Annotated in this window: 24 protein-coding genes, 1 tRNA gene, 1 pseudogene and 1 riboswitch; of the genes and pseudogenes, 10 read left to right on the plus strand and 16 right to left on the minus strand. The window is 55.8% G+C overall.

Features of this window, described 5'->3' with window-relative positions; genetic code table 11:
* Nucleotides 1-325: 325 nt before the first annotated feature.
* From petA to I9185_RS16575, 4 genes are all read left to right on the plus strand, one after another.
* Nucleotides 326-910 carry a ubiquinol-cytochrome c reductase iron-sulfur subunit gene (gene petA, locus I9185_RS16560; RefSeq protein ID WP_152459513.1) on the plus strand — a complete coding sequence of 195 codons (585 nt, stop codon included), beginning with the start codon at nucleotides 326-328 and terminating at the stop codon, nucleotides 908-910.
* Nucleotides 911-925: 15 nt separating this feature from the next.
* Entirely contained in the window at nucleotides 926-2,257 is a 1,332-nt protein-coding gene (petB, locus tag I9185_RS16565; protein ID WP_171638457.1) for a cytochrome b, read from the plus strand.
* A gap of 17 nt (nucleotides 2,258-2,274) precedes the next feature.
* Nucleotides 2,275-3,060, plus strand: a complete 786-nt coding sequence (locus I9185_RS16570; protein WP_171724762.1) for a cytochrome c1 — start codon at nucleotides 2,275-2,277, stop codon at nucleotides 3,058-3,060.
* A gap of 150 nt (nucleotides 3,061-3,210) precedes the next feature.
* Nucleotides 3,211-3,627: a nuclear transport factor 2 family protein gene (locus I9185_RS16575; protein ID WP_171724761.1), complete on the plus strand. Its 417-nt coding sequence runs from the start codon at nucleotides 3,211-3,213 to the stop codon at nucleotides 3,625-3,627.
* A gap of 22 nt (nucleotides 3,628-3,649) precedes the next feature.
* Here I9185_RS16575 and mtaB read toward each other — a convergent pair whose 3' ends face one another.
* Both mtaB and dapF read right to left on the minus strand, forming a co-directional pair.
* Nucleotides 3,650-4,906, minus strand: a complete 1,257-nt coding sequence (mtaB, locus tag I9185_RS16580; RefSeq protein ID WP_209835146.1) for a tRNA (N(6)-L-threonylcarbamoyladenosine(37)-C(2))-methylthiotransferase MtaB — start codon at nucleotides 4,904-4,906, stop codon at nucleotides 3,650-3,652.
* On the minus strand, nucleotides 4,903-5,745 hold the full coding sequence (gene dapF / locus I9185_RS16585) for a diaminopimelate epimerase (RefSeq protein ID WP_210093608.1): 843 nt from the start codon (nucleotides 5,743-5,745) through the stop codon (nucleotides 4,903-4,905). Before dapF ends, mtaB begins: the two co-directional genes overlap by 4 nt.
* Before the next feature lie 210 nt (nucleotides 5,746-5,955).
* Here dapF and I9185_RS16590 point away from each other — a divergent pair.
* A tRNA-Lys gene (locus tag I9185_RS16590) sits at nucleotides 5,956-6,031 on the plus strand.
* Between the two features lie 410 nt (nucleotides 6,032-6,441).
* Complete coding sequence (locus I9185_RS16595) at nucleotides 6,442-7,614, plus strand: ATP-binding protein (RefSeq protein ID WP_210093609.1); 1,173 nt, start codon at nucleotides 6,442-6,444, stop codon at nucleotides 7,612-7,614.
* Nucleotides 7,615-7,666: 52 nt separating this feature from the next.
* On the opposite strand, the gene I9185_RS16600 is transcribed toward I9185_RS16595, so the two are convergent.
* The 7 genes from I9185_RS16600 to I9185_RS16630 form a co-directional block, all read right to left on the minus strand.
* Nucleotides 7,667-8,260 (minus strand): hypothetical protein, encoded by a 594-nt coding sequence (locus I9185_RS16600; RefSeq protein ID WP_210093610.1) that lies wholly within the window; start codon nucleotides 8,258-8,260, stop codon nucleotides 7,667-7,669.
* A gap of 302 nt (nucleotides 8,261-8,562) precedes the next feature.
* Nucleotides 8,563-9,114 (minus strand): lysozyme inhibitor LprI family protein, encoded by a 552-nt coding sequence (locus I9185_RS16605; protein WP_210093611.1) that lies wholly within the window; start codon nucleotides 9,112-9,114, stop codon nucleotides 8,563-8,565.
* 255 nt (nucleotides 9,115-9,369) lie between these two features.
* Nucleotides 9,370-10,521: a hypothetical protein gene (locus I9185_RS16610; protein WP_210093612.1), complete on the minus strand. Its 1,152-nt coding sequence runs from the start codon at nucleotides 10,519-10,521 to the stop codon at nucleotides 9,370-9,372.
* 181 nt (nucleotides 10,522-10,702) lie between these two features.
* Nucleotides 10,703-10,927, minus strand: a complete 225-nt coding sequence (locus tag I9185_RS16615; protein WP_170326242.1) for a hypothetical protein — start codon at nucleotides 10,925-10,927, stop codon at nucleotides 10,703-10,705.
* Between the two features lie 132 nt (nucleotides 10,928-11,059).
* Nucleotides 11,060-11,284 (minus strand): helix-turn-helix domain-containing protein, encoded by a 225-nt coding sequence (locus tag I9185_RS16620; RefSeq protein WP_171638472.1) that lies wholly within the window; start codon nucleotides 11,282-11,284, stop codon nucleotides 11,060-11,062.
* 103 nt (nucleotides 11,285-11,387) lie between these two features.
* Nucleotides 11,388-12,056 (minus strand): hypothetical protein, encoded by a 669-nt coding sequence (locus tag I9185_RS16625; protein ID WP_210093613.1) that lies wholly within the window; start codon nucleotides 12,054-12,056, stop codon nucleotides 11,388-11,390.
* 108 nt (nucleotides 12,057-12,164) lie between these two features.
* A complete protein-coding gene (locus I9185_RS16630; protein ID WP_210093614.1) occupies nucleotides 12,165-13,349 on the minus strand; it encodes a site-specific integrase in 1,185 nt (394 codons plus the stop codon).
* A gap of 309 nt (nucleotides 13,350-13,658) precedes the next feature.
* Here I9185_RS16630 and I9185_RS16635 point away from each other — a divergent pair, with 309 nt between their 5' ends.
* Nucleotides 13,659-13,934, plus strand: coding sequence for a hypothetical protein (locus tag I9185_RS16635; RefSeq protein WP_209835156.1), 276 nt, complete (start codon nucleotides 13,659-13,661; stop codon nucleotides 13,932-13,934).
* A 16-nt stretch (nucleotides 13,935-13,950) separates the two neighbouring features.
* Here the strand turns inward: I9185_RS16635 and I9185_RS16640 are convergent, their stop codons facing one another.
* Nucleotides 13,951-15,033, minus strand: coding sequence for a hybrid-cluster NAD(P)-dependent oxidoreductase (locus I9185_RS16640; RefSeq protein ID WP_210093615.1), 1,083 nt, complete (start codon nucleotides 15,031-15,033; stop codon nucleotides 13,951-13,953).
* Between the two features lie 5 nt (nucleotides 15,034-15,038).
* The gene (locus tag I9185_RS16645; protein ID WP_210093616.1) at nucleotides 15,039-16,292 is read right to left on the minus strand and encodes an aromatic ring-hydroxylating dioxygenase subunit alpha; all 1,254 of its coding nucleotides are present in this window, start codon (nucleotides 16,290-16,292) and stop codon (nucleotides 15,039-15,041) included.
* An 81-nt stretch (nucleotides 16,293-16,373) separates the two neighbouring features.
* Nucleotides 16,374-16,578: riboswitch (cobalamin riboswitch) on the minus strand.
* 73 nt (nucleotides 16,579-16,651) lie between these two features.
* Between I9185_RS16645 and I9185_RS16650 the strand changes: the two are divergent.
* Together I9185_RS16650 and I9185_RS16655 are read left to right on the plus strand one after the other, a co-directional pair.
* A pseudogene (locus I9185_RS16650) lies at nucleotides 16,652-16,804 on the plus strand (IS5/IS1182 family transposase); the annotation flags it as partial.
* A gap of 301 nt (nucleotides 16,805-17,105) precedes the next feature.
* Nucleotides 17,106-17,330, plus strand: a complete 225-nt coding sequence (locus I9185_RS16655) for a hypothetical protein (RefSeq protein ID WP_152459486.1) — start codon at nucleotides 17,106-17,108, stop codon at nucleotides 17,328-17,330.
* A 29-nt stretch (nucleotides 17,331-17,359) separates the two neighbouring features.
* Here I9185_RS16655 and I9185_RS16660 read toward each other — a convergent pair whose 3' ends face one another.
* From I9185_RS16660 to I9185_RS16680, 5 genes are read right to left on the minus strand one after another with little or no spacing between them, the layout of a single operon-like run.
* Nucleotides 17,360-17,902, minus strand: a complete 543-nt coding sequence (locus I9185_RS16660) for a DUF3833 family protein (protein ID WP_171724745.1) — start codon at nucleotides 17,900-17,902, stop codon at nucleotides 17,360-17,362.
* The gene (locus tag I9185_RS16665) at nucleotides 17,899-18,516 is read right to left on the minus strand and encodes a DUF3833 domain-containing protein (RefSeq protein ID WP_171724744.1); all 618 of its coding nucleotides are present in this window, start codon (nucleotides 18,514-18,516) and stop codon (nucleotides 17,899-17,901) included. The genes I9185_RS16660 and I9185_RS16665 overlap by 4 nt, the downstream gene beginning before the upstream one ends.
* A complete protein-coding gene (locus I9185_RS16670) occupies nucleotides 18,513-19,736 on the minus strand; it encodes an MFS transporter (protein ID WP_210093617.1) in 1,224 nt (407 codons plus the stop codon). Before I9185_RS16670 ends, I9185_RS16665 begins: the two co-directional genes overlap by 4 nt.
* Nucleotides 19,736-20,281, minus strand: coding sequence for a hypothetical protein (locus I9185_RS16675; protein ID WP_210093618.1), 546 nt, complete (start codon nucleotides 20,279-20,281; stop codon nucleotides 19,736-19,738). The genes I9185_RS16670 and I9185_RS16675 overlap by 1 nt, the downstream gene beginning before the upstream one ends.
* On the minus strand, nucleotides 20,235-21,566 hold the full coding sequence (locus I9185_RS16680) for an FAD-dependent oxidoreductase (RefSeq protein WP_210093619.1): 1,332 nt from the start codon (nucleotides 21,564-21,566) through the stop codon (nucleotides 20,235-20,237). The genes I9185_RS16675 and I9185_RS16680 overlap by 47 nt, the downstream gene beginning before the upstream one ends.
* 193 nt (nucleotides 21,567-21,759) lie before the next feature.
* Here I9185_RS16680 and I9185_RS16685 point away from each other — a divergent pair, with 193 nt between their 5' ends.
* On the plus strand, nucleotides 21,760-22,485 hold the full coding sequence (locus I9185_RS16685; protein WP_210093620.1) for an SDR family NAD(P)-dependent oxidoreductase: 726 nt from the start codon (nucleotides 21,760-21,762) through the stop codon (nucleotides 22,483-22,485).
* Nucleotides 22,486-22,488 lie beyond the last annotated feature (3 nt).

The following is a 22,488-nucleotide window of genomic DNA, read 5'->3' on the forward strand; positions in this document are numbered from 1 at the left end:
GCTTCGCGATGCTGATTGTCAAGAATACGCTCTCAAATGATTGGCCGGCTGGTGGTCAGAATCGGGCTGGATTTCGCCTGCAAAACTGAGTTCGAAGTTCGAATCAACCCCCGTTGATTCGAAGTCGCAGGCAAAGTTGCGGACGAGAATCACCAAAAAAAGCCCCTCGTCACGTGCATGAAGGGACACATGCGGCGTATTGCGCGTTTATGAACGCTGGACGAACACTATTCTCCCCGATAGTAAGCGCGGTTAAGACACCGCATTCGTGCGGTGCGCGAGCTATTTGCCCGTCCGCGGGCGCCAGATAATCGGAGATAACCTCGTGTCCCACGCAGAAGACCACGAAGGCACCCGCAGAGATTTCCTGTACTACGTCGCTGGCGGCGCAGGTGTCGTTGCAACGGGTGCAGCCGTATGGCCACTGATCAACCAAATGAACCCGTCGGCAGACGTTCAGGCGCTGTCCTCGATCCGTGTGGATGTGAGCGGCGTCGAGCCGGGCACGCAACTGACGGTAAAATGGCTGGGAAAACCCGTTTTTGTCCGTCACCGCACCGGTGCCGAGATTCAGGAAGCCCAGGAACAGGACGCCGAAGGTGTTGATGCGCTGCCAGATCCGCTGGCACGCAACTTCAACCTGAGCGCAGATGCACCTGCGACTGACGCAAACCGTGTCATGCCGTCACCGGAAGGCGAAGCGCCGGGTGCTTGGATCGTTCAGATGGGCGTTTGTACGCACCTCGGCTGTGTGCCTCTGGGGGATGCCGGCGACTTCGGTGGCTGGTTCTGCCCGTGCCACGGCTCGCACTACGACCTCGCCGGTCGTATCCGTAAAGGCCCCGCGCCTGAGAACCTGCCTGTCCCGCCCGCAGAATGGGTGGACAACAGCACAATCAAACTCGGCTAAGGGAGACCCAAACTTATGTCCGGAATTCCCCACGATCATTACGAGCCGAAGACAAACGGCGAGAAGTGGCTGAACAGCCGCCTGCCGATTGTCGGCCTGCTGTACGATACCCTTATGATCCCGACCCCCAAGAACCTGAACTGGTGGTGGATCTGGGGCATCGTTCTGGCGTTCTGCCTGGCGTTGCAAATCATCACCGGTATCGTTTTGGTGATGCACTATACCCCGCATGTCGATCTGGCCTTTGCCAGCATCGAGCACATCATGCGCAACGTGAATGGCGGTCACTTTATCCGCTATCTGCACATGAATGGCGCGTCGCTGTTCTTTGTGGCGGTTTACATCCACATGTTCCGCGGCCTGTTCTACGGCTCGTACAAAGCCCCGCGTGAGATCACGTGGATCATCGGTATGCTGATCTATCTGATGATGATGGGCACCGCCTTTATGGGCTATGTTCTGCCCTGGGGTCAGATGTCCTTCTGGGGTGCGACTGTGATCACCGGCCTGTTTGGTGCGATCCCGTTTGTTGGTGACGCGCTGCAGACCTGGCTGCTGGGTGGGCCCGCCGTGGACAACGCCACGCTGAACCGCTTCTTCTCGTTGCACTATCTGCTGCCGTTTATCATTGCGGCATTGGTTGTGGTGCATATCTGGGCCTTCCACACCACCGGCAACAACAACCCGACAGGTGTTGAAGTGCGCCGGGGCTCGAAAGCTGAGGCCGAGAAAGACACGCTGCCGTTCTGGCCGTACTTCGTGATCAAGGATCTCTTCGCCCTAGCCGTGATCCTGGTCGTGTTCTGGGCCGTCGTGGGCTTTATGCCGAACTATCTGGGCCACCCGGACAACTACATCGAAGCCAACCCTCTGGTGACACCTGCACACATCGTTCCCGAATGGTACTTCCTGCCGTTCTACGCGATCCTGCGCGCGTTCACCGGTGAGGTCTGGGTCGTTCAATTCGCCAGCTTCATCACCGGCGGTATCATTGATGCCAAGTTCTTCGGTGTTCTGGCGATGTTCGGTGCGATCCTGGCCATGGCGCTGGCGCCCTGGCTGGACACCTCGAACGTGCGTTCGGGCAAGTACCGTCCGATGTTCAAATGGTGGTTCTACCTGCTGGTCATCGACTTCTTTGCCCTGATGTGGCTGGGTGCGATGCCCGCGGAAGAGCCCTATGCGACCTTCTCGCTGATCGCGTCCGCCTACTGGTTCGCCTATTTCTTCGTGATCCTGCCGATCCTCGGAGTGATCGAGAAGCCTCTGGCACAGCCCGAGACCATCGAAGAAGACTTCAACGCGCATTATGGCAAGGCTGACGCCAAAGCCACGCCGGCCGAGTAAGAAGAGGGACCGGAAACATGTTCAAGAAACTTGCAATCGGCGCCGCGTTTGCCTTGGCCCTGACCCCTGTTGCATCCATTGCAGCAGGTGGGGGTGAGCAGCATATCGAAGACTTCGACTTCTCGTTCGAAGGTCCCTTCGGTACCTGGGACCAGCATCAGCTGCAGCGCGGCCTGCAGATCTATACCGAGGTCTGCGCAGCCTGCCACGGTCTGCAATATGTGCCTCTGCGCGATCTGGAAGCGCTGGGCTATTCGGAAGAAGAAGTTATCGCTTATGCAGCGGGCAACTTCGAAGTGTTCGACCCCGAGCTGGACGATTTCCGCCCGGCGATTCCGACTGACCACTTCCCGGCCAACAACGGTGTCGGCGCACCGGACCTGAGCCTGATGGCCAAGGCCCGCGCGGGCTTCCACGGACCTTACGGTCTGGGCATCAATCAGCTGGTCAAAGGCATGGGCGGAGCCGAGTACATCGCCTCACTGCTGGACGGCTATACTGGTGAAGAGAAGGAAGAGGCAGGCACTGTCCTCTACGAAAACAAGGCCTTCCCCGGCGGCTGGATTTCGATGGCACCGCCGCTGGCGGATGAACAGGTCGAGTTTGCTGACGGGCACTCGAACTCTGTCGAACACATGTCAGAGGACGTCGCGGCGTTCCTGATGTGGGCGGCCGAGCCGAAGATGATGGAGCGCAAGAACGCCGGCTTTGTTGGCGTGATTTTCCTCACCGTTCTGTCGGTACTTCTCTATCTGGTCAACAAGCGCCTGTGGGCTCCGCATAAGGGCAAGAAATCGGTCTGATCCGTCAGGGTAGGTTTAAGAAAATTAAAAAGGCCCCGTGCGTCGCGCGGGGCTTTTTCTTTGAAACCGCTCGACAACTTGTTCCTTGACGCGAACCCCGTGCAACACGACGCTGGTTTCATTGTAGAAGTCATTTTGGAGTGAATTGTCATGAACGCTTTGTCGAATGCCGCGAAACTGCGCGAGGCCTTTTCCAGATGGAACGAATCCAAGGGTTCGAACCTGAAAATGTGGGACGACTACACGACCGACGATATCTGCATCCGGTCCCTTGGCGAAGGGAAAAACGGGCTGGACTTCAGTTGCGCCCGCAAGGGGCAGGGTCAGATGCACCAATATCTGAAGGAATTGACGGATGCCTTCGAAATGGTCCACTGGACGTTGAAGGACACCATAGCCCAGGACGACCGGGTCGTCGGGGTGGGCGTCACGGCCTGGACACACAAAGCCAGCGGCCAGAAGGTCGAAACGCCGGTCGTTGTCATTTGCAAGTTCTGCGGCGACCGGGTCTGCGAATATCAGGAATTCTACGACACGGCCGCCCTCGCTGCCGTGACCGGGCAATGAATGCCGCCGGCAGCCGACGCCATCACGCGATCAGCTGGGTTTGAGTATGACCGGTGACTGCCGCCGTCACGATCTCGCCCTCGGTCCGGGGGGCCGAAAAGGACACTTCGGTGAATTGCTCGGTTCGGCCCATGTGCGGGCTTTCCATCAGGATGTGATGGGTTTTGCCGATTTGTTGTGACAAGTGCTTTGTGACCTGAGCGTCGCCTGCTGCGCGCAAGCGGGCGGCGCGATCCTTGATGACCGTTCCATTCACCTGCTGCGGTATGCGAGCTGCCGGTGTGCCTTCACGCTTGGAATAGGGGAAGACATGCAGCCAAGTCAGGTCGCAGTCGCTGATCAGCTTCAGCGAGTTTTCGAAATGCGCTTCGGACTCGGTCGGGAAGCCTGCGATGATATCCGCACCAAAGGTCATGTCGGGGCGCAGCTTGCGTGCCTCTTCGGTAAAGCGGATGGCGTCGTCGCGCAGATGGCGGCGTTTCATGCGCTTTAGAATCAGATCGTCGCCGTGCTGAAGCGACAGGTGCAGATGCGGCATCAGGCGCGGCTCGGTTGCGATGGCCTGCATCAGATTCTCGTCCACCTCGATCGAATCGATCGAGCTGATGCGCAGGCGCGGCAGGTCGGGCACCAGCTTGAGGATGCGCATGACAAGATCGCCCAGTTTGGGGCTTGCGGGCAGGTCGGCGCCCCAGGATGTCAGATCGACCCCGGTCAGCACGACCTCGTTATAGCCCTTGTCGACAAGCCGCTTGATCTGATCCACCACCACACCGGCCGGCACGCTGCGCGAGTTGCCCCGGCCATAGGGAATGATGCAGAAGGTACAGCGGTGGTCACAACCGTTCTGGACCTGCACATAGGCGCGCGAGCGGGTGCCGAATCCGTCGATCAGATGGCCGGCCGTTTCGGTGACCGACATGATGTCATCCACCTGCACCGCCTCGGTCTGACCGATGAAATCAGTCGCCATGCCTTGCCAGGTCTCGGGCTGCATCTTTTCGGTGTTGCCGATGACCGCATCGACCTCGTCCATCTGCGCAAAGGTTTCGGGCTCGGTCTGGGCGGCACAGCCTGTGACGATCAGGCGGGCATTCGGATTCTCGCGCCGTAGCTTGCGGATTTCCTGCCGGGCCTTGCGCACGGCCTCAGCCGTCACGGCGCATGTGTTCACCACCACAGCGTCTGTCAGACCGGCCTGTTGCGACAGTTCTTTCATCGCCTCAGTTTCATAGGCATTCAGGCGGCAGCCCAACGTGGTGAACTTGGGCGGGTTCATCCCAGAGACCTCAGAAATTCAGGCGTCAGAGTGCCAGAGAAAACGTGACATGTCGGGCCGGTCATCCAGACACCATCGTCGCGCCAGTCGACCCAAAGCGTGCCACCATCCAAATCAATCCGCACTTTGCGCCCGGTCAGCCCCCGTCGCGCGGCGGCCACGGCCGTTGCACAGGACGAAGACCCAGATGCCAGAGTGATGCCTACTCCGCGCTCCCATACGCGCATACGGATGTGATCCGGACCAATGACCTGGGCCACCTGGACATTAGTGCGTTCGGGATAAAGCTGGTGGTATTCGTAACGCGCGCCGAATTCTGCCAACGGGATCGCTTCGGCGTTGTCAACGAAGAACGTGCAATGCGGGTTGCCCATTCCCGTTGCCGTCGGGGTGCCTTCGATCGGCAATTCCAGCGTGTCCATCTCTTCTGCCAGAGGAACTTCGCGCCAGTCCAGCTGCGGGTGCCCCATGTTGACCGAGGTGAGCCCATCGCCGGCATCCCGCGCATGAAGGGTTCCCCGTTCCGTGGTGAGCTTGAGGGCAGAGCGACCCGTCTCATCCATAAGCAACCGTGCAATACAGCGGGTGGCGTTGCCGCAGGCGGCAGAGGTTGATCCATCGGAATTGTAGAACACCAGATGCGCGTCGGCTTCACCCTTTTCGATAACGGCCAACTGATCGAATCCCACCCCAAATTGCCGATGCCCGATTCCCCGGACCAGCGTCGGCGTGATCGGGGCATCCTGTGCGCGTGCGTCAACAATGACAAAGTCATTGCCCAGCCCGTGCATCTTTATGAAGGGCAGTCCGGTGTCGAGTCTCTGTTGCATGGCGGGCATATAACGTCGGTCCGAACATGAATCCACCCTGTCGCGAAGATTCCTCAAAAAAGGGGTTGACCCTCCAGCGCCACCTGCCTAATTAGGCCGCCTATCGGGTTGCCGGAAACACGCGTTGTTACGGCGAAACGAGGCGCAAAATAAGGGCTTGAACCCGGTCGGGGAATTGCCGTAAAGAGCGCCACGGATCAACAGATCCAACAAAAGAGTGGGCCGTTAGCTCAGTTGGTAGAGCAACTGACTTTTAATCAGTGGGTCGCAGGTTCGAATCCTGCACGGCTCACCACTTTTTTCACTGAAAACAATTATTTACACGGAGTCGTTCAGAATGCGCTACGTGACGTGCGGCTTGCCGGAAGCAATACGGAAGCACTGTGACAAAGATTGAAGTGTGCCTATTGGATCACAACGGTATCGCGCGGCGGAAGCTTTTGGACACGGGTGTGCAACGCCCCGGACAAACTCAAGCGGGACTTGAGCAGGTCGGGCCACCAAGCGGACCTTCGCTGCATCGGCAACCTTCTGTGGTCCGTTGCGCCCATTAAAACAGTGCATCACAACCAACTCAGGCCAAGTCCAATAGCCTCTCGGTTGGACAACGAGTCGGCATGTTGACGAATATACACTGGCGAAAAGATCAACCGCATGATTTAAAACGCCTATTCAATTTCGAAGTAGCCAAAAACCGGAACCTCTATGCTCATCGGAAAGAACTTTGACGATATAGACGCAACAACAATTCAGACTCTCATCGAAGCAGGAGCTACCGAATCCATCTACTTAGAATTCAAGAGAGATACATACGGAGGCACAGACGCCGATAAGAGGGAGTTCTTAAAGGACGTAAGCGCCTTTTCTAATTGCTTGGGCGGCCACATGATCATTGGTGTTAGGGAAGAAGATGGCGCAGCGGCAAGCGTATCCCCGGTCAAAGGTGTAGACATAGATGCAGAGCTACTTCGCCTTGATGGCATTATCCGCACTGCTATTGAACCGAAAATCGTAGGTTTTCTCATGAAGAGCATCGAAGTCGATGATGGGCACGTAATAGCAATCCAAATACCTCGAAGTTACAATCCTCCTCACCGTGTAATTTTCAAAAATTGGAACCGTTTCTTTTCAAGGAATGCTGCTGGCACTTATGAGTTGTCACTTGAAGAACTGCGGATGCAGTTTGGTGAGCAACGGACAATAGAAGAGCGGGCAAAATCATTTTCCAATGAACGTTTCCTAAGGATTCAAGCAAACGATGGCATGATTCCTAATCCTGCTACAGATAGCGCTATGGTTATGCATTTAATTCCTTTGTCAGATTTTGGTGCAGACCGCCGAATTGATATGGCTACTTTGAAAGAGCATTCATCATGTTTCAGACCGATTGGTACATATGGATCATCTGGGCGGTTCAATCTTGAGGGGTTTAGAGTTGATAGCGGGGGAAGTGTTTGCACTGGCTATACACAGATATTTCGAAACGGTTCTGTTGAAGCAGTAAGTTTTGATTCAATCTCGAGCCGTAATTCAAAGCGTCTGATACCTTCTATGGCACTACCCACTCACCTCACAAATTCTTTGAACTCATATATGGAGGGCATGAGGAAAATTGATGCCTCGCCACCCTTTCTGATAAAAATTTCGTTTTCTAGTATGGCTGGGGTTGGGTTAGCGGTCGATCCTTCAAGAGCGTTCGAGATGACGCATGAGTACGAACGTGATACTTTGTCTTTACCTCCATCTTTGATCTCAGAATATGAAAATTCCGACAACTATGAACCCGTTGTAGCCGAGCAGATGGATTTTCTCTGGAATGCTTATGGATATGAAAGATGCTTCTATTATGACGAAGCCGGTAAGTGGATAGCCAATTAGTGCGCAAGACGGTGTTTATAATGGTCGCCATTTGCGCGTAAGCCGGTACATGTCAGCCTTCTTGCAGATTGTTGTTGGCATATTCTTGCGACAATGCGTCAATCTTGCCTATCAGTGCTGAAGCTAGAGCGATGTACTCCTTTGCTTGTTCAGGCGTGGCGAAGTAAGTTTCACCGTGGGTGATCTTGTTTCGAAGAAGTCTTAAATCTCGGAAAATCTTGATTTCCCGCTTGTTGAGCACTCCGGAGGAGTCAAGCAACTTCTCAATAAGTCGGTATGGTGCAGCAACTTTGTAGTCTACGCGAGTACCGCGTGCCTTGATGAGTGCTTTAGATGATTGTTCAATTTGACGAAACGCCTCGACAATTGCGGCGTTTGGCGAAATCTCCGATATCTGCAGTAGGTTTTGTTCGAAATCTTGGGCAACCTCTTCATCTTGAATGTCGCCAAGATCGCTGCCCTTAATTTCGTGTTCAATTTTTTCCAAGCCACGGTCAAATTCAGCTTCCAGTTCCTTGTATTTGATCCGTTGTAGGCGAGGAATTGCCTCCACAAGCTGCTCTTTGAACAACACCAAAGCGACAATGGCCACTGTCGGCCATGCCAAGGATGATGCAATCGACGAAAAAAATTCTAGCCAAGTCATAGTGTTGAACTCAATAGTTATTTGAGCTTCTTACCGCAATGACGCAGGTGCTAGCAATGAGAAAGGGTCTACTCGGTTGGCCGCCAACAGTGCACTCGGATTGCACCACCAATGACTAAACAGAAATGGCTTCAATCTGGAGGCTGCGACCGCAGTAACTTGCTAGCACGACAAGGGCAGCTTTGGGCTCGAAGCTGCCGCCAATGCTGCAGGCGCATTCGGCGGCTAGTTCTTCGCTACATGCCTGAGGTATAAGCCTCAGTGTTCGGGATCTAATTAAACCCACTCATGGACCGCCAACCTTAGTAACCAATGGTAAAGTAGCGGTCCAAGTTATCAGCCTGTTGGATTGAAAGGCGCGTGGTGCATTCAGCCAATACCGCGCCCCAGCCCGAACCCCCCTTATGCCAACCGACTATATTGTCTTCGGAACACATTTCATTCGCGAACTGAAGCCAGAGGCGCTGAGCAGCGCGCAGATTGGCTACCCCTTCCTCGTCTATCCCCTCTTCGTCCTGAGATCCCAGCGGTCCTTGTTTCATTATGCGTTGATAAACAGCGTTCAGATGTTCGTCCGCTCGTTCCAAACCGATGTAGTTACAATACTCGTGAGGGGACACTGCGGCTCCTCCGGGTATGTAGAGACCTTTGCTTTCGAGAACTTCTTCCAAGTCTTTCACGCACTCTTGAATGCCCGATATGACACATGCTTCGCGATTAATTGAATCGCTTTCAAAACACTCCTCAACCTTAAGATAGGATTTGTTGTATTCGGCGGCGGCTGCCTCCGAGTCATAGGCATGCGCACTGGTTCCCATAATCGTAAACCCAATAGCCAGTATCCGTATAAGCATATGTATTTCCTTACAATTTTTTGCTTGAGATTGACCCAGCATTCCCCACGCGGGTTGCTGTTTGATGGGAAAATGGTCGGACGAGACTCTGCCGTCAAGCACTTCTTGTGGTTGATCGATGCGAGGCGCGTACCCGCTCCGTCCGAATCACGGCTCTCTGCGTAAGAAAAGTAAAACGTGGAGGCGAAGGTCCTGTTAGGGGCTCAAACTGGCCAAATGGATACGTCACAAAAGAGGCGGTTACTTGTCAGTGGTTTACGCAATGAATCTATATCTGTTCTTCGCTTCATGCAGCTTGTTTGCGGCGCGCTCAGGATCAGCCTGTACATTCTCTGCGAGCCTGCCCCCTACACTTTCCATGAAATCACTCAACTCACTTTCCTGAGTATCCTCCAGTGCGGCCAGCGTGATCCCAAGGCCCGCAATCTGTGTCATTATCAGACGTATCTGCTCGTTTCGGTGTACGTGCTTAATGCTGGTCGCATCGATGTGGCTGCGCATTTCCTGCAAGTCATCTTCCGACGATCCAGCAACCAAGTCCCAAATTTCATGATTGGACCACCGGGCGCGATTGCTGTCATCAGGATCAGGTTCACAGTAACGTATCTTTTTTAATGCCTCTGCGATGACATCGCCGAACATGGCATCGAACTGAGGCCACGTCCTGATCTGCCAACGATCTTTGAGCAAGTCCTTCCCCGCACGCACCTCAATCCGCCAAACACGGCTCTGAGACGCATCAGAAGGGTCTAATGGGGGTAAACCTTCCCGCTCTAGGTTGGTGTTCCAGACATCCCACCAGATCGGCTTTTTCTTATCAATCACTTCGCGACGCTTGTCATAGATGATGACCTGCCGTCCCGGCATTTTGCCAACCGTGACAGATGTGAACTGACCAGATTTACCGTTGCTGCGCATGTCATCTTGAGCGGTAAGATAGTCAGCGCGGTTGGTGTGGCTGTGAATGACGAAGTTTTCAGGAACAAGTTCGAATTCCGGCGCGAGAATATCGACGCAGAAATCGGCACGACTGATACTGACCTGATGCGACTCAAAGCGGATTCCAAGCCTAGTTAGGGTCTTATCGATGTAGGAACGCGCGTATCCGAGTCCTTGTGTCGCTAGAAGAGTTGAACCAACCGAAATCCGAATGCCCCAAGGGTCGCGTGTATTTGGTTTCTTGAAGGACCAATGCACATCCAAAGGCCCCCCTTTGAGGATAAAGCGATACCCGTTGCCACCATGGGGCAACAAGTCAAAGTCTGCTCCGCCGTAACTGAAAGGAACGGGGTGCCGTTCTTCTTCGGCTCTTTCGCGTTCGGTGTTCAGCAGGTCGAACAACTCCTGAGAAATATTCGCCTGAATCGAAAGAGCGATAGTGTCGAATCCACGATGTACTACGTGCATTTTGAAATCTCCTTGGGTTCCGGTATTTCCAGAGGGGGGTGCTACAATCACCCCCCTCTTTCGGCGAATGCCGCGCGATTTGGTTGAGGTTGGGAAAAGGGGCGGGCGCAAAAGCGCCCTTCGATAGTGCCTCCGGCGGGGCAGCTATTGTTTTGGGGCCGGGCTAGACGCCCGGCGGATATCATTGGCTGGCTGCTGCCTGCTTGCGTGAAATCCAATTCTCTGCACGTTCTGCGCATTTGGCGACGTTCAGAAGGTCATTGTGAGAAAACGCGCTGGTGGTGCGCCAGTCACCTTCCCCGTTCTTGTAGGACCGTGAAATATCGACGGAGAAAAACCCGTCGTTGTCCCAGATCGTTGCGGTGATCAGCCCGATTTTGAATTTGAAAGCGGGTTGCTGTGTCATGGTGAACTCCTTGTTTGAATCATTTGGCAGGTACAGAAAGGGCGCGGGGTGGCGACACCCCGCGCCCCAAGAGCCATCCGGCCCCAAAATCCCGCTCAGCGCTGCCAACTCTGAACGGGCAAAACTCAAATGTTAGGAAGGTGCGGCGCTGGTATTGGCGACGCGCTTTTCAGCGATCCATTTTTTCAAGTCACTGCGCGTGTAACGGACAGACCGACCAGAGACCTTTACAAACATAGGCCCACCACCTCGAACACGCCAATTTTGCAACGCGCGTACGGAATAACAGAGATAGTTGGCGGCTTCTTTCTCGTCGATGAGCCGGTCGAAGTAGTCAGGGTCAATCTGTGCTTGCATGGTTGCCTCGCTGCATATCGTTTCATTGCAGCCAATATGCAGCGTAGGTCCGTCTCAATCTAATGTCATATATGGCTCAAAATTTGTCCATTTATGACATCCCCTATTTTTTAAGGCCAAACACGCGCAATGTCGCGTTTCCGAGAGTGTGCGACGTCGGGAATTTGTGATTCTGATCGATCCAGAAAAACGCATACATGAAACTAAAGAAGTCGCTCTTGTAAGGTTGTTCTTCGTCCAGTTCGTCATAGCGATAGGTCTTCATTGGATTGCGTCCGGTGTAGTGCTGGAACACTTTCGCAAGCTGTTGGATTGTATCTTCCAAGCTTTCATTCTGTTTAGGGCGGGCGCGTGGGCGCTTGTGATGGTCCAGACCTTCTTGGATCAGGAACGCTATCTCGGGGAGATTCCCTTTCAGGACGTCAATCAAATACTCTCCGTAGTCCAGCCCTTCGTGGTCAGCACCAATCGCGTTCTCAAAATAGTCTTCCGGCTCATTCGCCATTCCAACTTCTTCAATTTCCCATTGAATAGAAGGAGGCAGGTTTGAAAGCTGATCCAGCAGAGAGCCGATGGTCTTGTTGAGCTTGCTGTAAATCGCCTTGCGCTCTTTCGCAGGAAGCGGCTTTAATCGCCGGTCTTTGGGGCGATAGTGTCGAGCAATATATTCAATATCCGTGGCAAAGCCCTTAGCGACGGGCAACGGTAGTTGCATCTGGTTCCACATATGCTCAAGGTCCAGTTCAAGCTTCTTGTCGTGATTGTCCAGCATGTGTTCCAAGCCTGTATGATATCTTCTGGTCGCGTTGTGGTGCCCTATGTAACGTAACCTATACATAGAGCGTTCAAATCCTTGCCGATGCCCCTATGTAAGGTAACATTACTGCACAACCCGAAGGGGCGCGGTTCTTACGTCCTTTCGAACAGCGCGTGCCAATCTTGACGCGACAGACCCAGCCGCGCGCTGAACAGCATCATCGGCAAGGTGCGCGTAACGTAGTGTCGTTGTCAGATTCTTGTGTCCCATAATCTCTTTCAGAGTGAACGGATCGATCCCGTCTTTCATGGCGACCGAGGCATATGTATGTCGCAGGTCGTGAATGCGGACATCCTCCAACCCTGCCGTCTTACGTATACGCCGCCACGGCTTTTGCAGGTTGTTCAATGGGCCATCATCTGACTCCCCTAATATTACATAGGGGTTCCCCGGTTGCCGGGGCAACTCCATCAGGATGTCATAGGCTTCCCTTGGCAGGGGAATGCGGCGGCGTCCGGTCTTGCTGTCCGGCAATTCCAGATGGTGTGACGTTACATAGTCCCAGCGCAGGGTCAGAATCTCGCTGAGGCGGCATCCGGTGTAAATCAGCAGTAGCAGGGCCGACACCACGTAAACGGTCTCTGTGCCGTCTTCCAGCGCCTCGGCCAGCACTTCGCCAAGCCGTATCTGTTCCGCGTCTGACAGATAGCGTTTCTTTTCTTCTTCGCGGAATTTCTTGATCCGACGGGCGGGGTTCGATCCGGGTTGACGCAATCCCCAATCCTCGGCCAGATTAAACAGCTTCGACAACATCGCTGCTGCCCGGTTGGCTTGATACGGTGTCTCGCGCAAACCGTGATGAAAAGCCACCACGTCGGCACGGGTTACTTCGGCAATTGGGATAGGCCCAAGTTTGGGTCTGATGAATCGGCGAATGACGCTGTGATAATCGCGGGCTGTTGTCGGTTTACAATGCTGATCGACATATTCCTCAAGGAACCGGTCACACAGCCCGGCAACGGTCGGTGCGCGCCGCTTGGCTTTCTTCTCGGCAGATGGGTCTGATCCGCGCGCAACGTCGCCCAGAAGCTGCTTGGCGTGTGTCCGTGCTTCCTCAGCCGTCAGAACACCATGCTGGCCGATTGTGATCCGTCGCGTCCGGCGACCGGCTCGGTACTGAACTAGATAGGCCTTCTTGCCGGAGGGATAGACCCGCAGCCCAAAGCCGCGCATGTCCCGGTCCCAGACAAGGTATTCCTTGGTCTCTACGGCAAGCCCCTCAACCGCGCGTTTGGTCAATTTGAACATATCCAGAACACTCCTTGCTTCCGGCCTGCTTCCGGAAGCTATACGGAAGCAAATGGCGGCGAATTCTGGAGTAATTCATGAATTCGAGGCGCAGCGAAGGTCAACGTAAATAATTGTTTTCGCTTCATTTTTGTCAATGTGGCGAAATCCGGAGAAATACAGCGAAATGGCTCTGGCCGTTCTTTTAATCAGTGGGTCGCAGGTTCGAATCCTGCACGGCTCACCACTTTTTTTCATGGACTATGATCTTGGCTTACAGCGAACTGCTTGTGTTTGGCCCAGCTGTGAACGACGGTCGAAGCCACGGGCTTGATCGAGGTGCCGGACACGCTTTGTGCCATCCAACACGACCTCGGCGGAACAAATCTCGAATTCGGCCAGCATGGTATCAAGCGGGATGCGATGGAAGAGGTCCACGCCTCGCACATGTCGAAACCCAGAGCAGACGGGCAGCTGGTTCTGCGTGAAGATGACAAAGTTCTGAAAGTGCCGGACATCCGGCGACCCAATCTGGCCCGGATTCTGCAACGGGCAGAAAAAACGCGCCGAAAGCCGCAGCGGGTGTCAGCCACGCTGCGGCTTTGATCGGGATGCGAAGCGCCTAAACCTCGACTTCGACCTTGCCGATCGGGTTCGAGCAGCAGGCCAGAATGTACCCCGCGTCGATGTCGTCTTCCGAGATCCCTCCGTTGTGGACCATGTGGACCTCGCCAGCGGTTTTCTTGACCTTGCAGGTACCGCACACGCCGAAGGTACAGCCTGACGGAATGTTCAGGCCAACCGAGCGGGCGGCGGCAAGCACCGTGTCGGTCTCGGCAACCTTGGCCGTCACGCCCGAGGTCGCGAACAGGATTTCGGCGCTGCTGTCGTCGTCCAGAACAACGTCATCCAACTTGGGCTGATCCGCCTCGGTTTCCACCGGCGCGCCGAAGCTTTCCTGATGGTAGTTGTTCATATCAAAACCAAGACCGGCCAGCGCGTCGCGCACCGCTTGCATGAAGGGCTCGGGACCGCAGCAATAGACTTCGCGCTCAAGGTAATCCGGCGCCATCAGGCCCAGCATCAATTGGTTGAACTGCCCCTGATATCCCGTCCATGGGCGGTAGCGGTCCGGCTCTTCCACCACGAACTTCAGGTCCAAACCATCCGTGCGGCTGGCCATCTGTTCCAAGCGCTGGCGGAAGATGATCTCGGATGGCCGCTTGGCGCAGTTGATGAAGACAACGTCCAGATCGCGGCCTTCGTCCCACATGCAGGTGGTCATTGACATCATCGGTGTGATGCCTGAGCCAGCCGAGATAAACAGGAACTTGCGCGCATCGCTCAGTGCGTTGGTGAACAGGCCCGCAGGCCCAATGACCTTGAGCCGCATGCCGGGTTGAAGATTGTCCAGCATCCAGCGCGTGCCGATACTGTCGGGTTGCGCTTTGGCGGTGATGGTGATCGACCGCGGCCGCGATGGCGACGATGAGATCGTGTAGGTGCGATACACGACTCCCCCGGGCTGGCCGGGCGCCGGAATCTCGAGCGTCAGGAACTGACCGGGGTGATAGGCGAACTGCGCCCCCGAGGGGGCTCGGAACGAAAAGCTGGCGGTGTTCGGCATCTCGGGCACGACCGAAACACATTCCAGCATCTCTCCATCCTGCCAGACGGCTGATGAAAGCGTGTTCAGATCTTTCATCAGACTTACTCCGCCGCCATGTAGTCAGGGGTCAGGCGGGCCGACACTGTGCTGCAATACCAATCCACGAATTGCAGTACGCCGGATTCCTGAATGGCTGAATACGGGCCGGGCACATAGGCCGGGCTGTTGATGCCCTGCTGGTTGTCCTCGACCACCTGACGGTCTTCGTCATTCGTGGCGACCCAGACTTCGGTCAGGCGTTTCACGTCGTAGTCAACGCCTTCAACCGCATCCTTGTTGACCAGCCATTTGGTCGTGACCTCGGTCTCTGTCGGGCTGATCGGCGTAACACGGAAAACAATCGAGTGATCGGCAAGAAAGTGGTTCCACGTGGTCGGATAGTGGAACTTCAAAAGCGATCCCGCATCCGCAAAGGGCGACCGGCCCAACCAGCGGCGCACGGCGGATTTCCCGTCCATCGTATAGCTCTCGGCGCCTTCTTTCAGCGGCATCCGCGCCAGACGGAATTGGCCGTCCTCGTGCAGATAGAACTGCGATGGCATACCCGCTGACTGGCACCTGTCGAAATGGGCTTGCATATAGGCTGGGGTTTCACCGCCTTCGATCCCCGTCACGCCCGGATCATCAGGGAAGGTCCGGCACAGCGCAGGGTGGTTGCCGCCGCAGTGATAGCACTCGCGATTGTTTTCCCAGACCAGTTTCCAGTTGCCGTTCTCGACGATCGAGCTTTCGAATGCGACCTTGGCATTCGCAAGATCATGCGGCTCAAGATACGGGCGCGCGATATTGGCAAACGTGTCAAAATCCGGGGCGACATCCGCCAGACAGATATAGACCAACCCGGCAAGCTCGCGGCAATGAACCGTCTTCAAACCATGCTGTCTGGGATCAAACTCCGGCCCCATGTCGCGGGCCCACAGCAAAGAGCCGTCAAGCTCGTAGGTCCATTGGTGATACGGGCAAACCAGCTTCGGCGCGTTGCCTTTTGCTGCCTTGCATATGATCGAGCCGCGATGGCGGCAGGTGTTGTGAAACGCCCGGATCTGGTTGTCGGCGCCGCGCACGATGATCACGCGATAGGCACCCACGTTGTACGTTACATAGTCGCCGGCTTTCACCAGTTCACAGGCCGGAATGGCAAATAGCCATTCGCGATAGTGGACGGTTTCCAGGTCGGTCTGAAAGATCTCGGGGTCGGTGTAAAAGGCCCGTTCCAGAGCATAGCCCGGGATTCGACGCGCCAACAGGTTTTGGACATTGTTCACTTCTGGCTCTCCTGCCGCGCCCCGCGGCATTGCTTGGGCAGATGACAGGGAGGAACCGTCCGGAGGCGCGCGAGGACCACGTCCGAAACCCGTGCCCCCACCGCCACCCGCGGTTTGACATATCTGCAAGGCTGGTTTCCGGACTTGAAAGGGGCTTGCACCCGGTTGCGACACCTTCCCGGGATCCTCGTCCCAGTGGTTGATTGTCGAACCTGACCTTCCTTACCGTTGCGGGGGCAGCGCCGGAATTCCACCGGCTTCCCAATTCTCCGCGGTCTGAGAATCAAACAGCGGCACCTCACGATGGCAGCCTACTTTCTACCTGCTTGGGCGCTGAAATGCTTGCGACATTTCCGGTTTCAAAACAGACATGGAAATTTTCCGGCTGAGTGGACGGCGCCGGGATCACGGTCCTTGGCACAGGGGCATGGCAAGCCCGCCAGCACGGCGTTCTGCAGGGGCCAGTGGGCTTTGCGATGGATGCGGCCACGTCTGACATCCGCGCCGTCAAATTGTCCCCCAGCCGTGACAGCGAAGGCCCGGCTGCTCTGCTCAGAAACGAAACGCTGCACGTCGCCTGAGCATGGCTGGAAAAGAGAGAGTCAGGCCAAGTGAAGGAGGTTTGCAGCAAACCTTTTTGGGTGAAGTTGATCCGTTTGGGATAGTGCTGGCTTGCCATGAGGCAGGTGAAGAAGGCGAATATCCGTCATGCGAGAGTTGTCAGTCCATCCTGTCAACGGACGGTAGAAAACCTCGTTTTGTCCATAAAAAATTGTCTTTTTCGGGAAAAACCATTACGTTTTCCGAAAATGGTGGAAAACACCGGAGGCAGTAAGAGAGCAGATGCCAAAACCGAAAACAGGTGTTTTGCGGACAACAGTTCCTTCGCGCCTCATGGGAAAACGGGATGGTCTGTTTTTCCTCTGGGGGCAGATAGAACGCGCGCGCTTGAAGGTCGAGGGCGGCGAACGCGCCGAGGGCGCAGCCTCGGACGGGCCAAGGGCAAACACGGCCGGTGAGGTCAAGGGATCGACGACAGCATTGGTGGACGAGTTTATTTTCTACTGACTTTTGTGATGAAACCGGGCCTGACGGCCCTATTTCTTCTCGAAGAACAGGATGACTTCACCCAGACGGACGCCATAGCGTGAGACATACGCGCGGTTCAGCAGGCGGTCGTCATCCAGCAGCCACATCCAGTCGTCGAATTTGACACGCATGGTCCCGTCCTTGATCGGCAGGTCGATCTTGTATTTCCAGTTGAACGTATCCCCGCGTTCAATCCCGCTGGCGGTGCCCAGCACGCCAGGCGCCGTACCGGTCCACGTATCCTCTCCGGTTTTGGTCAATGTCCAGATGCGTTGTTCCGTCGCGCCATCGTCGTAGACGAAGTCTTCGACCAGGGTCAGGGTTTCGCCGTCCCATGTTCCGTCGATATCAACCGTGAATCTGCGGGGGATATTTCCCAGAACATCCTGAAACTGGCCGTAGGCCACTGTTTTACCCTCAAAAAACTCTTCCAGGTTCAACTGCCGGTCCGACAGAAACGTTTTTGGAACCTTCGGTTTGCTGGAGCAGGCCGCCAGAAGTGCAAGGCTTGCGATGGCAATGCAGGCGATGAAAGAGCGAAAGGTGATCATTGCAACGGCTTCCCTTCCAAAGTCGCGTCATACCCGTTTGACCCACTTGGATGCATCGGTTTCGATCTGGGGCTTGGACGCATTGTGGCGATCAGTTCCGCGACCTTGACGCCAAACTTGCGCATCTCGGACCGATTCATGATGACGCCGGTTTCTGTCAGGTACATCCAATCGGTGACATCCAGTGTGTGTCCACCAGCGTCATCTGGCAGAATGATACGATAGGTCAGTTTTACCGTGGACCCCGAGATGATGCCCCGACCTTCGCCCACGATATCATCCGCCATTGCCGTGAATGTGTTGCCAGTTCCCAGCGTCAGGTACCATTTGCGGGTCATCTGTTTTCCGTTGGAATAGGTGAAGTACTCGGTCAGCGTGCCCGAGTTGCCTTGCCATTCGCCGGACATGCGCGCGACAAAGCTGTTCGACATTTTGCCGTTGGGGCCATAGATCAGGCCTTCGGACAAGATCTCTCCGTTCAGGTGTTTTTTCAGCGAAAAATTTGGCCCGGTGCCACTGTAATCGGACGGCGATTGCGCGCGAAAGCTCAGCAGCCTTGCACGGATGAAGACGGCGGTCAGAAGGACCAGAAGGATAATGCTGAAAGCGTTCATTTGCTTGTGACCTCGGTGGGCAGGGTCAACACCATCCCGAACGCTCCGACTTTCAGGATGCAGGGCAGCACCGCATAGGCAAGATTGAGTGTATCCAGAGCCTGTGCTGAATTGGTTTGACCGGGGGTGAAACCGCTGCGTTCCAGCAGTGGCAGAGTGAAAAAGGCAGCCAGGGCGAGGCCCAGTTTGCCAGCGAAGGACCAGATGCCAAACGCGGCTGATGCGTTCAGCCCGGCTCGGGTAAGGACGATCGAGAACATGGCCGGCAATACGACCATATCCGCGCCCAGCGCCGCGCCCGAGGCGAGACAGATCATTGCAAAACCCGCAAGATTTCCTGCACTCAGTGTGGCAGCGCCGATAAAGCCGGCAATCGAGAGCGGCATGGCGATGATCAGAGTCTGTTTCGGGCCAATTCTGTTGCTGAGCTTTGCCCAGAGCGGGACGCTCGCGCCTGCGCTCAGGAAGAACAGGATCAACAAAGGACCCGCCTTGCCCGGCAGTTGCAGCCGGTCTTCCACAAAAAACAGAAACAGGGTGGAGGTTATGGCAACCGGGAGGCTGTTGACCAAAGCCAGAGCAAGAAGGCGCAAGCCACCGGCCTGACCCAGACCCGCAAAGGACAGGCCTGATCCGGTGATCGGTCTGCGTCGCCAGATCGGGATCGTCAGTGTCAGGGTCACAACGGACAGAAGCCCCAGGAACGCGCCGAATGCGGGGTAGCCTTGGGAGTGTGCCCCGAAAGCAACCAACAGGGCCGGAGCGCTGGCTGCGATGACCACTCCGGTCAACTGCCCGCCTTCACGATAGGCGGCCAGTGTCATCAGCTCTTTCGGATCGGTTCGCTTCGCCAGAGTTGCGCTGCGACCATACAGAAGGATGGTTCCCAGGCTGTATGCCGAGAACAGCAAGATCAGGATCGCGACCAGTTCCGGCACGCTGGCACCCTGCGGCAGATTGAAAAGCAGGGGAAACCCGATCGCCAGCCCCAAAGCCGCCATCGCGGCAAATGCAAGCTGGCCGCCGGGCCATCGGTCGATTGCCCAACCGATCAGCGGATCCTGCACCAGATCCACCAAACGGATCACCAGCAGCATCGTACCAATGACCCCAAGGCCAATACCCAGGTTCACGGCTGCAAAGCGCGGCAAGTGGATATAAAGCGGGATACCCGCCGCAGCGAGCATCAGCGCATAGAGACTGACCCGGGGATAGAGCATCACCGCCCCTGTAGCCTGCGCGTGAAGGACGCGGACCGCGTGTTGTCTCCCAGGAATACAGACATGAAACTGCGCTTGATGCCCGGATGCGCCATGGTGCACGTCTTTTGCCCGTTCAACCAGAAACTGACCTTGTCGGGACCATCAGAAACCGCCAGATAGCTGTCCCCTTTTGCCACGGCTTTGAAACACCGGTTCAGTTGGTCGCGAACCGGTGCTGAACGGCCAATGCGGTCCATCTCGTCAAGCGTCGAATTGACCAGCGCTTTCTTCTTGATGTTCTTGCGATAAGTCAGTTGCAGGGCGATATCTTCGCTCCAACTGAACGGCGCACCTTTGGGCGTATAGAGTTTGGCGTCATAGATCGGCAAACCCAGATACCGGAACGTCGCGGTTCCGCGCAGTTGGGCACCGTTCAGTTCTTCCGTGACCGGCGATGCGATCAGCCCATTGGGGATCAGCAAGGAAAGTGCAAGAAACGCTGTGCGCCATATCGCCTTATTCTGCGGCAACAGATAGGGCCGGGTCCTTCCCAAGAATGCCATTATCAGCTCCGATGGTTTGCGGGGCACCATTTATTTGAGCAACGACATGCATCGCGCTGGCTATCCCGTCTTCGTGAAATCCGTGCCGGTTGTAAGCACCGGCAAACCAGGTTCGGTTCTGTCCCTGCATCTCGCGGATTTGCCCTTGCGCCTTCAGCGCGGCCTTGTCGAAGACCGGATGGGCAAATTCGACTTTGTCATAGATCTTTTCCGCGGGAATTTCTGATGAAGCGTTCAGCGTTACAAACAGCGGGTCACTGTCCGGAATGTTCTGAAGCCGGTTCATCCAGTAGGTTACCCCCACGTCTCCGGCTTGCGAACGATAGGTCCAGCTTGACCAGCAGGCGCGCCGCTTTGGCATCTGACCTGGGTCACAATGCAATATGGCCATATTGGGCTGGTAGCGGATTGCGCCCAATGCAGCGGCTTCCGCGGGGGTCGCGCCATCACCTAAAATGGCAAGCGACTGGTCCGAATGGGTGGCCAGGATGATTTCATCGAACTGATCCACGGCGCCCTGGCTGTGGATGGTGATGCCCATCTCGTCACGGGATATATTCTGAACGGGGCTGGCCAGACGTATTTCTGCCCCCCGCGCACGAAGGGCTGCGTCGATCCGGCGGACATACTCTATGCTGCCGCCTTTGACCGTGTACCATTGATGCTGGTTTGCGCGACCACTTGCCAGCAAAGCGTGATTGCGGAAAAACTGTACCAAAGAGCGTGCGGGGAACTGATCCACGAACTCGACCGGCGTGGACCAGATGGCACCGCACATCGGCATCAGATAATTGTGCCGGAACCAGTGACCCAGCCGCAGCTGGTCCACCAATTCGCCAATCGTGGTGTCATCGTCCTTGGCGGCTCCGGGGGCTTCTTTGCCAAACCGCAGAATATCAGCGATCATCTTATAGTAAGCCGGACGCGCCAGATTGCGCTTTTGAGCGGTCAGTGTGCGCAGATTGTTCAGCCCGTATTCAATGCGGCCATTGTCGATTGTCGCGCCAAAGCTCATCTCGCTTTCGATCACGGGCACGCCGAGCTCATCAAACAGCCGGGTCAGGTAGGGATATGTCGCATAGTTGAAGACGATAAAGCCCGTATCGACCGGTTGATCCCCGTTCTTTCCGGCCATCACCGTGCGGGCATGGCCACCAAGCCGAGGCTCGGCCTCATAGACTGTCACGTCGTTGTTTTTTGAAAGATAGTAAGCGGCGGAAAGACCCGAAATGCCTGCACCTACAATCGCGATTTTCTTCCGTACACCCCGGGGTTCGTCGAACATTCCAGCCTCTTTATGTGACAGTTTACAAGAAGATACGCAGGGTAGGCACAAGTGGATCAATCCGATTAGAAGTTTTTAACAGATGCACTACCTTGTGGCGTCTGGTTTGAGCTTCCGTGACCTGCGCCACCGTTTTGATCCGAAGCAGGCGCAAGGCCGTATTATCGTGAAACACAACTGAATCGGCCCACACATGAGCAGCTTTGACGGCAAAACCATTTGGATCATCGGCGCTAGCGAAGGGCTGGGTCGCGCTTTGGCGCATGCGCTTGGCCAACAGGGTGCTTCCCTGATCCTGTCTGCGCGCAATCTTGAGAGGTTGTCCGAACTGTGTTCTGAACTGCCGGATGCGCGCGCGATCCGGTGCGATGTGACCGATTTAGACTCTGTTCGTTCGGCTGTTGCCGAGGCGGGGCATGTCGATGGGCTGGTTTACAATGCCGGGGCTTATGACCCCATGCGTTCGGTCGAATGGGACACCGAGGCGTCGCTCAGGATGAGCGATGTGAACTATCTGGGTGCGCTGCGGGTTCTGGGTGAAACCGTTCCGGGTTTTGTCCGGGCAGGCCAGGGAGAGGTTACTCTGATCGGGTCACTGGCCGGGTATCATGGGCTGCCTGCCGCCATCGGGTACGGAGCCAGCAAGGCCGCACTGATTTCTCTGGCCGAGACGATGCGACACGATCTGGCGGATACTGGCGTGACGGTGCGTGTCGTCAATCCGGGCTTTATCAAGACCCGACTGACCGAAAAGAACGGTTTCAAGATGCCGATGCTGATGTCGCCCGAGGATGCGGCGGATCGCGTGGTCAAGGCGATGGCGCGTCGCCGTTTCCGTACGGATTTTCCGGCACCGTTTTCCTGGTTCATTCGTCTGATCGACTGTCTGCCGGATCTGCTGGTTTATCGTGGGAAATAGACT

This window comes from Ruegeria sp. HKCCSP346 (assembly GCF_017872595.1).
Taxonomy (GTDB): Bacteria; Pseudomonadota; Alphaproteobacteria; order Rhodobacterales; family Rhodobacteraceae; genus Ruegeria.

Bases quoted from the DNA above. Each gene is read 5' to 3' on its own strand.
- petB (WP_171638457.1), top strand. From the start codon at position 926: ATGTCCGGAATTCCCCACGATCATTACGAGCCGAAGACAAACGGCGAG.
- I9185_RS16570 (WP_171724762.1), top strand. From the start codon at position 2,275: ATGTTCAAGAAACTTGCAATCGGCGCCGCGTTTGCCTTGGCCCTGACC.
- I9185_RS16575 (WP_171724761.1), top strand. From the start codon at position 3,211: ATGAACGCTTTGTCGAATGCCGCGAAACTGCGCGAGGCCTTTTCCAGA.
- mtaB (WP_209835146.1), bottom strand. From the start codon at position 4,906: ATGAACCCGCCCAAGTTCACCACGTTGGGCTGCCGCCTGAATGCCTAT.
- dapF (WP_210093608.1), bottom strand. From the start codon at position 5,745: ATGCCCGCCATGCAACAGAGACTCGACACCGGACTGCCCTTCATAAAG.
- I9185_RS16595 (WP_210093609.1), top strand. From the start codon at position 6,442: ATGCTCATCGGAAAGAACTTTGACGATATAGACGCAACAACAATTCAG.
- I9185_RS16600 (WP_210093610.1), bottom strand. From the start codon at position 8,260: ATGACTTGGCTAGAATTTTTTTCGTCGATTGCATCATCCTTGGCATGG.
- I9185_RS16605 (WP_210093611.1), bottom strand. From the start codon at position 9,114: ATGCTTATACGGATACTGGCTATTGGGTTTACGATTATGGGAACCAGT.
- I9185_RS16610 (WP_210093612.1), bottom strand. From the start codon at position 10,521: ATGCACGTAGTACATCGTGGATTCGACACTATCGCTCTTTCGATTCAG.
- I9185_RS16615 (WP_170326242.1), bottom strand. From the start codon at position 10,927: ATGACACAGCAACCCGCTTTCAAATTCAAAATCGGGCTGATCACCGCA.
- I9185_RS16620 (WP_171638472.1), bottom strand. From the start codon at position 11,284: ATGCAAGCACAGATTGACCCTGACTACTTCGACCGGCTCATCGACGAG.
- I9185_RS16625 (WP_210093613.1), bottom strand. From the start codon at position 12,056: ATGCTGGACAATCACGACAAGAAGCTTGAACTGGACCTTGAGCATATG.
- I9185_RS16630 (WP_210093614.1), bottom strand. From the start codon at position 13,349: ATGTTCAAATTGACCAAACGCGCGGTTGAGGGGCTTGCCGTAGAGACC.
- I9185_RS16640 (WP_210093615.1), bottom strand. From the start codon at position 15,033: ATGAAAGATCTGAACACGCTTTCATCAGCCGTCTGGCAGGATGGAGAG.
- I9185_RS16645 (WP_210093616.1), bottom strand. From the start codon at position 16,292: ATGCCGCGGGGCGCGGCAGGAGAGCCAGAAGTGAACAATGTCCAAAAC.
- I9185_RS16655 (WP_152459486.1), top strand. From the start codon at position 17,106: ATGCCAAAACCGAAAACAGGTGTTTTGCGGACAACAGTTCCTTCGCGC.
- I9185_RS16660 (WP_171724745.1), bottom strand. From the start codon at position 17,902: ATGATCACCTTTCGCTCTTTCATCGCCTGCATTGCCATCGCAAGCCTT.
- I9185_RS16665 (WP_171724744.1), bottom strand. From the start codon at position 18,516: ATGAACGCTTTCAGCATTATCCTTCTGGTCCTTCTGACCGCCGTCTTC.
- I9185_RS16670 (WP_210093617.1), bottom strand. From the start codon at position 19,736: ATGCTCTATCCCCGGGTCAGTCTCTATGCGCTGATGCTCGCTGCGGCG.
- I9185_RS16675 (WP_210093618.1), bottom strand. From the start codon at position 20,281: ATGGCATTCTTGGGAAGGACCCGGCCCTATCTGTTGCCGCAGAATAAG.
- I9185_RS16680 (WP_210093619.1), bottom strand. From the start codon at position 21,566: ATGTTCGACGAACCCCGGGGTGTACGGAAGAAAATCGCGATTGTAGGT.
- I9185_RS16685 (WP_210093620.1), top strand. From the start codon at position 21,760: ATGAGCAGCTTTGACGGCAAAACCATTTGGATCATCGGCGCTAGCGAA.